13 protein-coding genes, 3 tRNA genes and 1 rRNA gene are annotated in these 13,836 nt (G+C 19.7%); 11 read left to right on the forward strand and 6 right to left on the reverse strand.

Annotation, left to right across the window (positions count from 1 at the left end):
* Positions 1–2: 2 nt before the first annotated feature.
* Positions 3–1,727 carry an arginine--tRNA ligase gene (gene argS / locus RJT27_RS00790; RefSeq protein ID WP_343189601.1) on the reverse strand — a complete coding sequence of 575 codons (1,725 nt, stop codon included), beginning with the start codon at positions 1,725–1,727 and terminating at the stop codon, positions 3–5.
* Between the two features lie 282 nt (positions 1,728–2,009).
* Between argS and RJT27_RS00795 the strand changes: the two genes are divergently transcribed.
* The 9 genes from RJT27_RS00795 (at position 2,010) to tadA (ending at position 6,688) form a co-directional block, all read left to right on the forward strand.
* Positions 2,010–3,576 (forward strand): 16S ribosomal RNA (locus RJT27_RS00795).
* A 60-nt stretch (positions 3,577–3,636) separates the two neighbouring features.
* Positions 3,637–3,710 (forward strand) — tRNA-Ile (locus tag RJT27_RS00800).
* 24 nt (positions 3,711–3,734) lie between these two features.
* A tRNA-Ala gene (locus RJT27_RS00805) sits at positions 3,735–3,807 on the forward strand.
* A gap of 59 nt (positions 3,808–3,866) precedes the next feature.
* A complete protein-coding gene (gene dnaQ / locus RJT27_RS00810; RefSeq protein ID WP_343189602.1) occupies positions 3,867–4,601 on the forward strand; it encodes a DNA polymerase III subunit epsilon in 735 nt (244 codons plus the stop codon).
* 20 nt (positions 4,602–4,621) lie between these two features.
* Positions 4,622–4,695, forward strand: a tRNA-Asp gene (locus tag RJT27_RS00815).
* A gap of 34 nt (positions 4,696–4,729) precedes the next feature.
* Positions 4,730–5,158 carry a xanthine phosphoribosyltransferase gene (gene gpt / locus RJT27_RS00820; RefSeq protein WP_343189603.1) on the forward strand — a complete coding sequence of 143 codons (429 nt, stop codon included), beginning with the start codon at positions 4,730–4,732 and terminating at the stop codon, positions 5,156–5,158.
* 71 nt (positions 5,159–5,229) lie between these two features.
* Positions 5,230–5,763: a nucleotide exchange factor GrpE gene (locus RJT27_RS00825; RefSeq protein WP_343189604.1), complete on the forward strand. Its 534-nt coding sequence runs from the start codon at positions 5,230–5,232 to the stop codon at positions 5,761–5,763.
* A 26-nt stretch (positions 5,764–5,789) separates the two neighbouring features.
* Positions 5,790–6,248, forward strand: coding sequence for an SsrA-binding protein SmpB (gene smpB / locus RJT27_RS00830; RefSeq protein ID WP_343189605.1), 459 nt, complete (start codon positions 5,790–5,792; stop codon positions 6,246–6,248).
* Positions 6,212–6,688 carry a tRNA adenosine(34) deaminase TadA gene (gene tadA, locus RJT27_RS00835; protein ID WP_428994231.1) on the forward strand — a complete coding sequence of 159 codons (477 nt, stop codon included), beginning with the start codon at positions 6,212–6,214 and terminating at the stop codon, positions 6,686–6,688. Before smpB ends, tadA begins: the two co-directional genes overlap by 37 nt.
* A 2-nt stretch (positions 6,689–6,690) precedes the next feature.
* On the opposite strand, the gene acpS is transcribed toward tadA, so the two are convergent.
* The 5 genes from acpS to lepA are packed head-to-tail and all read right to left on the reverse strand — an operon-like array spanning position 6,691 to position 11,230.
* A complete protein-coding gene (gene acpS / locus RJT27_RS00840; protein ID WP_343189606.1) occupies positions 6,691–7,071 on the reverse strand; it encodes a holo-ACP synthase in 381 nt (126 codons plus the stop codon).
* Positions 7,072–7,110: 39 nt separating this feature from the next.
* Positions 7,111–7,938, reverse strand: a complete 828-nt coding sequence (gene era, locus RJT27_RS00845) for a GTPase Era (RefSeq protein ID WP_343189607.1) — start codon at positions 7,936–7,938, stop codon at positions 7,111–7,113.
* Positions 7,935–8,615, reverse strand: a complete 681-nt coding sequence (gene rnc / locus RJT27_RS00850) for a ribonuclease III (RefSeq protein ID WP_343189608.1) — start codon at positions 8,613–8,615, stop codon at positions 7,935–7,937. The genes era and rnc overlap by 4 nt, the downstream gene beginning before the upstream one ends.
* A gap of 34 nt (positions 8,616–8,649) precedes the next feature.
* Complete coding sequence (gene lepB, locus RJT27_RS00855) at positions 8,650–9,426, reverse strand: signal peptidase I (RefSeq protein WP_343189609.1); 777 nt, start codon at positions 9,424–9,426, stop codon at positions 8,650–8,652.
* 13 nt (positions 9,427–9,439) lie between these two features.
* Positions 9,440–11,230 (reverse strand): translation elongation factor 4, encoded by a 1,791-nt coding sequence (gene lepA / locus RJT27_RS00860; protein WP_343189610.1) that lies wholly within the window; start codon positions 11,228–11,230, stop codon positions 9,440–9,442.
* Positions 11,231–11,288: 58 nt separating this feature from the next.
* On the opposite strand from lepA, the gene mnmA reads away from it, so the two are divergent.
* Together mnmA and purB are read left to right on the forward strand one after the other, a co-directional pair.
* Entirely contained in the window at positions 11,289–12,404 is a 1,116-nt protein-coding gene (gene mnmA / locus RJT27_RS00865; RefSeq protein ID WP_343189611.1) for a tRNA 2-thiouridine(34) synthase MnmA, read from the forward strand.
* Positions 12,405–12,414: 10 nt separating this feature from the next.
* On the forward strand, positions 12,415–13,785 hold the full coding sequence (gene purB, locus RJT27_RS00870) for an adenylosuccinate lyase (RefSeq protein WP_343189612.1): 1,371 nt from the start codon (positions 12,415–12,417) through the stop codon (positions 13,783–13,785).
* The last annotated feature ends 51 nt before the right edge of the window (positions 13,786–13,836 follow it).

Here is a 13,836-nt window from a genome sequence, read left to right on the forward strand (position 1 = left end):
TATTACATTTTTTTTATTACACTTATACCTAATATTTTTAATCCTAATTTTAATGTTTTTTTAATTAAAAAAATTAATTTTAATCTATTTTTTTTTTTTTTAATATTAGAAAATAATATGGAATATTTTTCATAAAAATATGAAAAATTTACTGATAATTCATAAAGATAATTACATAATATATTTGAATATCCTTTTTTTGTTGTTTTTATTAATATTTCTTCAAATTGTAATAATTTTATAGATAATTTTAATTCTATTTTATTTGATATTTTAAAATTACCTTGTTTTATTTTTTTTTTTATAGTATTTTTTTTTAAAATTGATATAATTCTTGTGTATGAATATTGAATATATAAAGCAGTATTTCCTTGAAAAGATAATATATTATTCCAATTAAAGATATAATCTGTTTTTCTGTTTTTTGATAAATCAGAATATTTTATTGCTCCGATACCTATTTTTTCTGATAAAGATTTTAATTTATTTTTTTTTATATTTGGATTTTTTTTTAATATTATTTTTTTTGCTTTTAGTATAGATTTTTTAATTAATGATTTTAGTGTTATTATATTTCCAGATCTTGTTTTAAAAGGTTTTTTATTTTTTTTTAACATCATTCCAAAACTATGATGTTCTAATTTAGTTTTTTTTGGTATATATCCTGCTTTTTTACTTATAATCCATACTTGTTTTAAATGTTGTTTTTGTCTTGAATCTGTATAATATATTATACGATTTGCTTTTAATTTTTTAAATCTATATTTTATACATGCTATATCTATGGTTGTGTATAAAAATAATCCATTTTTTTTTTTTATTATTACCCCCATTTTTTTTCCTTTTTTATTTTTAAATTCATTAAGAAAAATTATAATACATCCTTTTTTTTTAATTGCTATTTTTTTTTTTGTTAGTTCTTTTGTAATTTTTGGTAACATTTTTCTATATTTACTTTCACCTATAATATTTTTTTTATTTAAATTTATTTTAAGTTTTTGGTATAGTTTTTGATTTTCATTAATTGTTATTTTTACAATTTTTTTCCATAATTTTATATATTTTTTTTTTTCATTTTGTAATTTAATAGAATAATTTTGTGAAATTTTTTTAAATTTTTTACTTTTTTTATATTTTTTTTTAGCAAGAACATAATATTTATTAAGATTTTTTAATGAAATTTTTTTAATATTTATTTTAAATTTTATTAAATAAGAAATAATTATACCAAAATTTAAACCCCAATCTCCAATATGATTTATTTTTATTACTTTATATCCTAAAAATTTCATTATTTTTGCAGTAGCATCTCCCAATATTGTTGATCTTAAATGACCTACATGCATTTCTTTAGAGATATTGGGAGAGGAATAATCTATAATTACTTTTTCGGAATATAATTTTGGTATATTATTTCTTTTAGATTTTATTTGTAATAAAATTTTTTTTTCTAACCAGTTTTTTGATAAAGATATATTAATAAAACCTGGTTTTGATATTATTATTTTTGAAATTCCTATTAAATTAATTTTTTTTGCTATTTTAATTGCAAGTTTGTAAGAATTTTTTTTTTTTTTAGATGCTATTTTCATTATATTATTTACTTGATATTCTCCTAATTTTGTTTTTTTTAAATTTTTTTTAATTATTGGTTTGTTTTTTTTTGATATTTTATTAATTTTAAAAGATTTTTTAATTTTTTTTTTTAAAAAATTTTTTATATTCATTATTATTAACCTTTATAAATAATAAATATTAATTTTATAATTATTATTTTTATAAATATATTTTATTTTTAATTATTTAAAATATTTTATTTTAAAAAAATAAAAATAAATAATTTAAATTTATTGACTTTTTTATAAAAAGATGTATTCTTTAAGAAGTTAAGAATTTAAAGCTCTTTAAAAATATATTAGATAATTTCTGTGGGCACTGTTAAATTAAAAACATTTACCTTTTTAAGTAATTTTAAAACTTAAATTAATTTAACAATTTCAATTTGTTTTAAATTGAAGAGTTTGATCATGGCTCAGATTGAACGCTAGCGGCAAGCTTAACACATGCAAGTCGTGCGGCAGCGTAAAAAAAAGATTTTTTTTTTTTTGACGGCGAGCGGCAAACGGGTGAGTAATATCTGGGGATCTGCCCTTAAGTGGGGGATAACTGTTGGAAACGGCAGCTAATACCGCATAATATTGAAAAATTAAAATAGGGGATCTTTTAATTTCTTTTATAAAAGACCTTATGCTTTTGGATGAACCCAGACGAGATTAGCTAGATGGTAAGGTAAAGGCTTACCAAAGCAACGATCTCTAGCTGGTCTGAGAGGATGACCAGCCACACTGGAACTGAGACACGGTCCAGACTCTTACGGGAGGCAGCAGTGGGGAATATTGCACAATGGGCGAAAGCCTGATGCAGCTATGCCGCGTGTATGAAGAAGGCCTTAGGGTTGTAAAGTACTTTCAGCGGGGAAGAAAAATAAAAAACTAATAATTTTTTATCTTGACGTTACCCGAATAAGAAGCACCGGCTAACTCCGTGCCAGCAGCCGCGGTAATACGGAGGGTGCTAGCGTTAATCAGAATTACTGGGCGTAAAGAGCTCGTAGGCGGTATATTAAGTCAGATGTGAAATCCCTGGGCTTAACCTAGGAACTGCATTTGAAACTGATAAACTAGAGTATCGTAGAGGGAGGTAGAATTCTAGGTGTAGCGGTGAAATGCGTAGATATCTGGAGGAATACCTGTGGCGAAAGCGACCTCCTAAACGAATACTGACGCTGAGGTGCGAAAGCGTGGGGAGCAAACAGGATTAGATACCCTGGTAGTCCATGCTGTAAACGATGTCGACTTGGAGGTTGTTTCTTAAAGAAGTGACTTCCGAAGCTAACGCGTTAAGTCGACCGCCTGGGGAGTACGGTCGCAAGGCTAAAACTCAAATGAATTGACGGGGGCCCGCACAAGCGGTGGAGCATGTGGTTTAATTCGATGCAACGCGAAAAACCTTACCTGGTCTTGACATCCATAGAATTTTTCAGAAATGAAAAAGTGCCCTTTGGGAGCTATGAGACAGGTGCTGCATGGCTGTCGTCAGCTCGTGTTGTGAAATGTTGGGTTAAGTCCCGCAACGAGCGCAACCCTTATCCTTTGTTGCCATCGGTACGGCCGGGAACTCAAAGGAGACTGCCGGTTATAAACCGGAGGAAGGTGGGGACGACGTCAAGTCATCATGGCCCTTACGACCAGGGCTACACACGTGCTACAATGGCGTATACAAAGAGATGCAACTCTGTAAAGATAAGCAAACCTCATAAAGTACGTCTTAGTCCGGACTGGAGTCTGCAACTCGACTCCACGAAGTCGGAATCGCTAGTAATCGTGTATCAGAATGTCACGGTGAATACGTTCCCGGGCCTTGTACACACCGCCCGTCACACCATGGGAGTGAATTGCAAAAGAAGCAGGTATCCTAACCTCTAAGAGGAGGGAGCTTACCACTTTGTGGTTCATGACTGGGGTGAAGTCGTAACAAGGTAACCGTAGGGGAACCTGCGGTTGGATCACCTCCTTACATTTAATTTTTTTTAATTTTTCAGTGCTCACTTAAATATATTTAATATATATTTTATGAAGGCTTGTAGCTCAGTTGGTTAGAGCACACCCCTGATAAGGGTGAGGTCGGTGGTTCAAGTCCACTCAGGCCTATACCATAAGACAACACCTTAAAAGGGGGCTATAGCTCAGCTGGGAGAGCGCCTGCTTTGCACGCAGGAGGTCAGCGGTTCGACCCCGCTTAGCTCCAATTTTTTCTATTATAAAATTATAATTTTTTATTATTTTTTATAAATGAGTTATAATAATATGGTTATTAATAATTTTCTTAAAAGAAAAATTGTTCTTGATATAGAAACAACTGGTATGAACTTTTCAGGAAATTTATGTAATGGTCATAAAATAATTGAAATAGGAGCTATAGAATTAATTAATAGAAAAATTACAAAAAAAAAATTTCATGTTTATATTAATCCTGATAGAAAAATAGATCATAGTGCATTTAAAGTACATGGAATATCAAATAATTATTTATCTAATAAACCAAAGTTTAATTCTATTTTTATAGAATTTTTAAAATTTATTAAAGATTCAAAATTAATTATTCATAACGCTAAATTTGATATATCTTTTTTAAATTATGAATTTAAAAAATTAAATTTAAATATTCAAAATATTGAAAAAAATTGTAAAATTATTGATACATTAAAAATAGCAAGATTTTTATTTCCTGGTAAAAAAAATAGTTTAGATGCTTTATGTTCTAGATTTAAAATTAATAATAGTATAAGAAATTTGCATAGTGCTATTGTTGATGTTAAATTATTAGCAAAAGTATATTTAATTATGACTAGTTATCAAAAAAAAATATTATTTGAAAATAAATCAATAGATATAAAAATTAAAAAAAAAATAAAATCATCAAATAAATTTGATAATATTTTTTTTAAAAAAGCTTCTTTAAATGAATCTTTAATTCATAAAAAATATCTTAATGATATAAAAAAATTTAATGGAATTTGTTTATGGCAGGATAATAAATAATTTATTTATTTATTTTTAATGGTGCGATAGTTCAGTTGGTTAGAATATCGGCTTGTCACGCCGGGGGTCGCGGGTTCGAGTCCCGTTCGCACCGATTATATTTATTTTTTTTTTGGTATTTTTTATTTATGAGTAATAAATATATTGTTACTTGGAAAATTGTTCATTTTTTTGCAAAAAAATTAGCTTTAAAATTATCTTTTATAAGAAAATGGAATAAAATTATTGCTGTTAGTAGAGGAGGTTTAATTCCTGCTACTATATTAGGAAAAGAGTTAAATATAAGATATATTGATACAATTTGTATATCAAGTTATAATCAAAATAATAATATGAAAAATTTAAAAATTATAAAAAAATCTTTATTATATGATAAAGATGTTCTTATTGTAGATGATTTAGTTGATACAGGAAGAACGGCAAAAGTTGTTCGTAATTTTTATAAAAAATCTTATTTTGTAACTATTTTTGCTAAACCTATTGGAAAATTTTTTGTAGATAAATATATTATAGATATTCCCCAAAATATTTGGGTAGAATTTCCTTGGGATATTTAATTTTCTTACATTAAATCAATTAAATAAAATAAATATAATTTTAAATATAAATAATTTAATTATAAAAAAATATGAATATTAAAAAAAAAAATGAAGATTTAATTTTAAATAATAAAAAAATTAAAAAATTTCAAAAAAAAATAAAAAAAAAAATTAAAAAATTTAATTTATTAAAATTAAATTATAAAAAAAAAAAAAAAGAATATAATATAAATTTTAATAAAATTAAAATAAGATTAAATAAAGAAATACAAAATATTTATAAATTTTCATTAAAAAAAATTATTATAGGATTAATTTCTAATATTGATAGTTTAGAACAAGCTTTATTATTAAATAAAAAAAATTTTGAAAATATAAAAAATATAAAATATAAAAGAAAAATAAAATATATTTTAAATAAATTTAATTATTTATTAAAAATTTTTAATGTTAAAAAAATAAATAAAATTAATATACCATTTGATCCTAGTATTCATGAAGCTATTTCTATGCAACAATCAGAAAAATTTTTATGCAACACAGTAATTTTTATTATGCAAAATGGATATATATTAAATAATCGTTTATTACGACCTGCAATGGTAATTGTTTCTAAAAAATAATATATTTTAAATTTCATTTTATAATTATGAATAATAAAAAAAAAAATATAATATGTGTAAATAAAAAAATTAAATATAATTATTTTATAATTAATAAAATTGTTTCTGGTATAGTATTACAAGGATGGGAAGTAAAATCTTTAAGAAAAAAAAAAGTAGATATAAACAATTCTTATATTTCTTTTATAAAAAATGAAGTTTATTTAATAAATTCTATTATATATGCTACATCTTGTATAGATAAAAGTATACCTATAATTATTAATAGAAATAGAAAATTATTATTAAAAAAAAAACAAATTAAAAATCTTTTATTTTTAAAAAAAAAAAAAAGATATACTTTTGTATCTTTTTCATTATTTTGGAAAAAAAATTTTTGTAAATTAAAATTTGCTTTAGCAAAAGGAAAAAAAAAATATGATAAAAGAATGATTGATAAATTAAATACTTGGAAAATGGAAAAATTAAAATTAAAAAAAAAATAGATAAATATTGGATGAAATATGCAATTAAATTTGCTGAAGAAAATATATTAAATAAAGAAATACCTATTGGAGCTGTTTTAATTTATAAAAATAAAATTATAGGAACAGGTTTTAATTCTACAATCAAAAAAAATGATCCTACAGCGCATGCTGAAATTATTGCTTTAAGAAAAGGAGCAAATTTAATAAAAAATTATCGTTTATTAAATACTACATTATATGTTACTATTCAACCATGCATGATGTGTTTTGGAGCTATTTTGCATAGTCGAATAAAACGTTTAGTTTTTGGTTCTTTTTCTAAAAAATATTTTAAAAATTGTGAAATATGTAAAAATTTTATTTTAAAAAAAAATATATTTAATAAAATAATTATAAAAAAAATAATTTTTAAAAAATGTTCATTATTATTAAAAAAATTTTTTAAAAAAAAAAGATAATTTTATCTTTCTAAAATAACCATTGAAAAAATATATTTTTTTTCATAACTTATACTTACATGTATTTTTTTTATTTTTTTTTTTTTAAATATTTTTTTAGATTTTTTAAAAAATTTTAATTTCGGTTTTCCAAATTTATTATTTGATATTTCAAAATTTTTAAAATTTATACCAAATCTCATTCCTGTTCCTAATGCTTTACTTGCTGATTCTTTTACAGAAAATATTTTTGCGATATATTTTTTTGTTTTTTTATTTTTTAAATAATAAATTATTTCTTTTTTTGTTAAAATTTTTTTTATAAATTTTTTTTTAAATTTATTTATTATTTTTTTAATTCTTGATATTTTAATTATATCAATACCTAAACCAAAAATTTTCATATTTAAATACAATTTAATTAAATTTAATTTTATTATATTTTAAAATTTGTATTTAATCCACATAAATAAATGTACTTTTTTATTAAAAAATTTTTCTAAATCTTTTCTAGCTAAAATATTACATTTTTTTATTATTTTTCCTTTTTTTCCAATAATTATTTTTTTATGTCTAATATTTTTAACTAAAATTATTATTTTTATTATATAAAATATTTTTTTTTTTTTAAAATAATCTAATTTAATTTTTATGGAATATGGTAATTCATTATTTAATATATTTATAAATTTTTCTCTAATAATTTCCTTAATAATTTTTTTATCAGAATAATTAGTGATAATGTTATTAGTATATATATGTTTTTTTTTAGGTAATATTTTTTTTATTATTTTATGTAAAATATTAATATTTTCTCCTGTTTTAGATGAAATTGGTATTATTGAATAAAATAAAAATTTATTTTTAATAAAATTTATATAAGGTAATAATATATTTTTATTTTTAATACAATCAATTTTATTTATTACTAAGATAATTGGTTTTTTAGTTTTTTTTATTTTTTGTAATATATTATCATCTTCTATTTTCCATATGTTTTTATTTATTACAAAAATTATTATATCTGAAATATTTATATTTTCTTTTAAATAAAAAAAATTTTTTTTATATATACAACCTGGTGTATCAATATAAATAAACTGGTGTTTTTTATTAGTAAAAATTCCTTTTATATTTTTTTGTGTAGTATTAGATTTATATGATATTATAGAAATTTTTTTTTTAATTAATCTATTTAATAATGTAGATTTTCCTACATTTGTTTTTCCAATAATTGTTATTTTTCCACAATAATAATTGTTTTTTTTCACTTTATTCCTAATTTTATTAATGTAAGTTGAGCAGAATTTTGTTCCGCTTTTCGTTTATTACTTCCTATTCCTATTAAATTTTTTATTATTCCTTTAATAGAACAATTTATAGTAAAATATTGTTTATGAGGTTTTCCATAAACTTGAACAATTAAATAAGATGGTAAAGGTAAATGTTTAGATTGTAAATATTCTTGTAAACGAGTTTTTGGATCTTTTTTAATTTTTTTTATATTTATTTTTTTTATTTTTTTTTTATACCATTTTAATATTATTTTTTTTGTTTTTTTAATATTACTATCTAAAAATATACTTCCTATTAATGCTTCTAAAGTATTTTCTAATATAGATTTTTTTTTTTTTCCCCCACTATTTAATTCTCCTTGTCCTAATTTTAAAAATTTTCCTAAATTAAATTTGTTTGCTATTTTTGTTAAAGTTTTTCCTTTAATTAATTGAGATCTTATTCTACTCATATTTCCTTCATTGCTAAATGAAAATTTTTTATATATTTCTGAAGAAATAATAAAATTTAATACAGAATCTCCTAAAAATTCTAATTTTTCATTATTTTTATTACTAGCGCTACGATGAGTTAATGCTTTTATTAATAATTTTTTTTTTTTAAATTTATAACATAATATTTTTTCTATTTTATTAATTATAAAATAATTCATATTTTACCAATTTTTTATATTTAATATTTTAATTTTATTTATTATATATATTTTTAAATATTCTATTTATTTTTATTTTTAATAATTTATTTTTAATATTAAATTTAATATTAAATAAAATATTTGTTGTTTTTCCAATAATATTTTTTTTATTAATTACACCCCAATATCTACTATCATAACTATTATCTCTATTATCTCCCATTAAAAAATAATTATTTTTTGGTATAATAAAACGAATATTTTTTTTTTTTGAAGAAAAAAAATTTTTTTTTAAAATTATTAAATATTTTATATTACTAATATTTTCTTCATAATATTTTTTTTTTTTAAAATAAGTTATTTTTTTTTTTATATAACAATTTTTTTTATTTTTATATTTTTTATAAATAATTATTTTTTTTTCATTTATATTATAATTTATATATTCTTCTGGTAATCCAATAATTCTTTTAATAAAAATTTTATTTGTATAATAAGGATGTTTAAAAACAATTATATCTCCATTATTAGGTTTTTTGTAATTAATTAATATTGTATTATTAAAAGGATTTTTAATGAAATAAAAATATTTATTTACTAATATTAAATCTCCATTTAATAATGTTGGTTTCATTGAATTAGAAGGAATATAAAATGGTTCGTAAAAAAAAAATTTTATTATTATTGTTAATAAAATAATAAAAAATATTTTTTTAAAAATAATAAATAAATTTTTTATTATTTTTATTTTAAAATTAAATTTATATTTTTTTTTATAATTTAATATTAATATTATTATAAATAATAATATTATATATTTTAATAACATATTTTTTTTCCTTTTAATTATTTTTATTTAAAAGAATATGAAAAATTTTTTTTGAAATATTTATATTTCCTATTTTTTTCATTTTTTTTTTTCCTATTTTTTGTTTTTTTAATAATTTTTTTTTTCTACTAATATCTCCACCATAACATTTTGATAAAACATTTTTTCTTAATTGTGAAATGTTTCTTCTAGAAATTATTTTTTTTCCTATAGATGCTTGAATAACAATATTAAATTGATGTCTAGGTATTAATAAAGACATTTTTTTTATAATATCATTAGCATATTTTTGTGATTTTTTTTTATGTATTAAAATTGATAAAGAATCTATATTTTTTGAATTAATTAATATATTTAATTTTATTATATCTGATTTTTTAAATTTCAAAAAATTATAATCTAATGAAGCATATCCGCTAGATAATGATTTTAATTCATCAAAAAAATTTAATATAACCTCTGACATAGGAATTTCATAAATTAATGATACTTGATTTTTATAATAAATTAAGTTTTTTTGTATTCCTCTTTTTTTTGAACATAATGTGATTATATTTCCTAAATAATTTCTATTTACAATGATATTACATAAAGCAATTGGTTCTTTTATTTTTTTTATAAAATTAATATTCGGAAATTTACAAGGATTATCTAAATATATTATTTTTTTATTTTTTAATATTATTTTATACATTACTGTTGGCATCGTAGAAATTAAATTTAAATTATATTCACGTTTTAAACGTTCTTGAATAATTTCCATATGTAAAAGCCCTAAAAAACCACATCTAAAACCATGTCCTAAAATTAAAGATTTTTCTGGTTCATAAAATATAGAAGCATCATTTAATTTTAATTTTTCTAATGCTTTTTTTAATAATTCATATTTATTAGCATTATCTGGAAAAATTCCAGAAAATATTTTTGGTTTTATAATTTTAAAACCTGGTAAAGATTCTTTTGATGGATTTTTATATAATGTAATTGTATCACCTATAGGTATATAAGAAATATTTTTTATACCACAAGAAATCCATCCTATTTCACCACAAGATAAAATTTTTTTATTTTTTTTTTTTGGAGTAAAAATACCTATTTTTTCAACGTTAAATATTTTTTTATTTGTCATAATTTGTATTTTAAAATTTTTTTTAATAAAACCATTTTTTATTCTTATTAAAGAAATTACTCCAATATAATTATCAAACCAAGAATCTATTATTAATGCTTGTAATGGATTTTTAATATTTCCTTTTGGATGTGGTATTTTTTTTATAATTTTTTCTAATAAGTTTTTAACTCCTTTTCCTGTTTTTGCAGAACAATAAATGGTATCTTTAGAAGAAATTCCTATTATATCTTCAATTTCTTGGGAAACTTTTTTAATATTAGAAGTAGGTAAATCTATTTTATTTAATACAGGTATTATTTTTAAATTCATATCTAATGCGAGATAACAATTTGCTAATGTTTGCGCTTCTATCCCTTGTGTTGAATCAATAATTAATAAAGCTCCTTCACAGGCTGCTAATGATCTAGAGACTTCATATGAAAAATTTACATGACCAGGAGTATCAATAAAATTAAATTTATATTTTTTTTTTTTTTTATTTATATATTTTATTGTTACACTTCTAGATTTTATTGTAATACCTCTTTCTTTTTCTAATTCCATAGAATCTAAAACTTGATCTGACATTTCTCTTTCAGATAACCCTCCGCACATTTGAATAAATCTATCTGATAATGTTGATTTTCCATGATCAATATGTGCAATTATAGAAAAATTTCTTATTTTTTTCATTAATATTTCTCTTATTATATTTTTATAAATATTTTATTGTTTTTATTAAGGATTTTAAATGATAAATAAAAAAAAAAAAATAATTATTGCAATGTCTGGTGGAGTTGATTCTTCTATTACTGCTTGGTTATTAAAAAAACAAAATTATATAGTAGAAGGTTTATTTATGAAAAATTGGGAAGAAAATGATAATAAAAAATATTGTTCTTCAAAAAAAAATTTAAAAGATGTTAAAAAAATATGTAAAAAATTAAAAATTTATTTACATAAAATAAATTTTTCTTATGAATATTGGAATAAAGTATTTAAAAAATTTTTAAAAGAATACAAAAAAGGAAATACTCCAAATCCAGATATATTATGTAATCAAAAAATAAAATTTAAAATTTTATTAAAATATTCAATTAATATTTTAAAAGCAGATTATTTAGCAACAGGTCATTATGCAATAAATAAAAATATTAATAATAAAAATTTTTTATATAGAGGATTAGATTTAAATAAAGATCAAACTTATTTTTTATATACATTAAATTATAAAAAAATTAAAAAAATTTATTTTCCATTAGGTTTTTTAACAAAAAAAATAATTAAAAAAATAGCAAATAAAAAAAAATTTTTAGTTGCTAATAAAAAAAGTTCTACAGGTATATGTTTTATAGAACCTAAAAATTTTAAAAATTTTTTAAAAAAATATATTTCAAAAAAAAAAGGAAAAATTTTTACAATATTTGGAAAAAATATTGGTTTTCATGAAGGAGTATCGTTTTATACTATTGGTCAAAGAAAAGGAATGAAAATAGGAGGAATAAAAAATTTTAAAAATTCTTCTTGGTATATTATTGATAAAAATATAAAAAAAAACATATTAATTGTATCACAAGGAAAAAATAATATATATTTAAAATCTTATGGTTTTATTATTAAAAATATTTGTTGGTTTAATTGTAAAATATTAAAAAAAAAATTTTTTTGTAATGTACAAATTAGATATAGAATGTCTAGTATAAAATGTAATTTATTTCCTATTAATAATAAAAAAATAAAAGTAATATTATATCATTCATTAATTTCTGTTACTTTAGGTCAATCTGCTGTATTTTATAAATTTAATTGTTGTATTGGTGGTGGAATTATTGAAAAAGTTTTTTTAATCAATAATGTAAAATATTAGGGAAAATAACATGTTAAATTCAAGTTTTAAAAATATTTCTCCAATTGATGGTCGTTATAAAAAAAAAACTATTTTTTTAAAAAATATTTTTAGTGAATATGGTTTATTAAAATATAGAATGAAAATAGAATTAAAGTGGTTTAAAAAATTATCAAATATTTTAAAAATAAATGAAATTCCAAAATTTAGTAAAAATTCATTAATTTTTCTTAAAAATATTAGAAAAAAAATATCTAATAATGATATAAAAAAAATAAAAAAATTAGAAAAAAAATTTAAACATGATATAAAATCTATTGAATATTTTATTAAAAAAAAAATAAAAAAAAATAAATTTTTTTATAAAATAAAACAATTTGTACATTTTTCTTGCACTTCTGAAGATATTAATAATTTAGCTTATGCTTTGATGTTAAAAAAATCTAAAAAAAAAATTTTTATACCTTATTTTAAAAAAATTATTTCATATATAAAATATTTAGCTAAATTATATAAAAATAATTCATTAATTACAAGAACTCATGGTCAAATAGCAACTCCATCTACTATGGGAAAAGAGATGATAATTTTTTATTATAGAATTAAAAGACAATTAAAACAATTTAAAAAAATTTCTATTTTAGGAAAATTTAATGGCTCTGTTGGTAATTATAATGCTCATGTTTTTTCATATCCTGAAATTAATTGGTGTGAAGTTAGTAAAGATTTTGTTACATCTTTAGGTTTAATTTGGAACCCTTGTACTACTCAAATTGAATCTCATGATTATATTGCTGAATTATTAAATTGTATTACTAGAATTAATAATATTTTAATAAATTTTAATCGTGATTTATGGGGTTATATTTCATTAGATTATTTTAAACAAAATATTAATATTAAAGAAATTGGTTCATCAATTATGCCTCATAAAATTAATCCTATTAATTTTGAAAATTCAGAAGGAAATTTAGGAATTTCTAATGCTTTAATGATACATATGTCTAATAAATTACCTATAACAAGATGGCAAAGAGATTTAAGTGATTCTACTGTTTTACGTAATTTAGGTTTAGTTTTTGGATATTCAATAATTGCTTATGATTCTTTATTAATTGGATTACAAAAAATAAAAATAAATTCAAAAAAAATGTTATTAGAATTAAACAATAATTGGCAAATTCTTGCAGAACCAATACAAATTTTTTTAAAAAAAAATGGTATGAATAATTCTTATGAATATATGAAAAAAATAACTAAAGGAAAAATTATTAATAAAAATAAAATGTTTAATTTCATTAATAATTTAAAAATTTCAAAAAAAAAAAAAAAATATTTAAAAACATTACAACCAAAAAATTATATTGGTTATGCAAAAAATATAATTAAAAAATTAATGTAATTAAAAAAATATTTTATATATTAAATTAATATACATAAATTAATATTAATT

This window comes from Buchnera aphidicola (Greenidea ficicola), from assembly GCF_039386055.1.
GTDB lineage: Bacteria > Pseudomonadota > Gammaproteobacteria > Enterobacterales > Enterobacteriaceae > Buchnera_K > Buchnera_K aphidicola_A.

What these genes read in the sequence shown, in the direction of transcription:
- argS (WP_343189601.1), bottom strand. Translation starts at nt 1,727, where the DNA reads ATGAATATAAAAAATTTTTTAAAAAAAAAAATTAAAAAATCTTTTAAA.
- dnaQ (WP_343189602.1), top strand. Translation starts at nt 3,867, where the DNA reads ATGGTTATTAATAATTTTCTTAAAAGAAAAATTGTTCTTGATATAGAA.
- gpt (WP_343189603.1), top strand. Translation starts at nt 4,730, where the DNA reads ATGAGTAATAAATATATTGTTACTTGGAAAATTGTTCATTTTTTTGCA.
- RJT27_RS00825 (WP_343189604.1), top strand. Translation starts at nt 5,230, where the DNA reads ATGAATATTAAAAAAAAAAATGAAGATTTAATTTTAAATAATAAAAAA.
- smpB (WP_343189605.1), top strand. Translation starts at nt 5,790, where the DNA reads ATGAATAATAAAAAAAAAAATATAATATGTGTAAATAAAAAAATTAAA.
- acpS (WP_343189606.1), bottom strand. Translation starts at nt 7,071, where the DNA reads ATGAAAATTTTTGGTTTAGGTATTGATATAATTAAAATATCAAGAATT.
- rnc (WP_343189608.1), bottom strand. Translation starts at nt 8,615, where the DNA reads ATGAATTATTTTATAATTAATAAAATAGAAAAAATATTATGTTATAAA.
- lepB (WP_343189609.1), bottom strand. Translation starts at nt 9,426, where the DNA reads ATGTTATTAAAATATATAATATTATTATTTATAATAATATTAATATTA.
- lepA (WP_343189610.1), bottom strand. Translation starts at nt 11,230, where the DNA reads ATGAAAAAAATAAGAAATTTTTCTATAATTGCACATATTGATCATGGA.
- mnmA (WP_343189611.1), top strand. Translation starts at nt 11,289, where the DNA reads ATGATAAATAAAAAAAAAAAAATAATTATTGCAATGTCTGGTGGAGTT.
- purB (WP_343189612.1), top strand. Translation starts at nt 12,415, where the DNA reads ATGTTAAATTCAAGTTTTAAAAATATTTCTCCAATTGATGGTCGTTAT.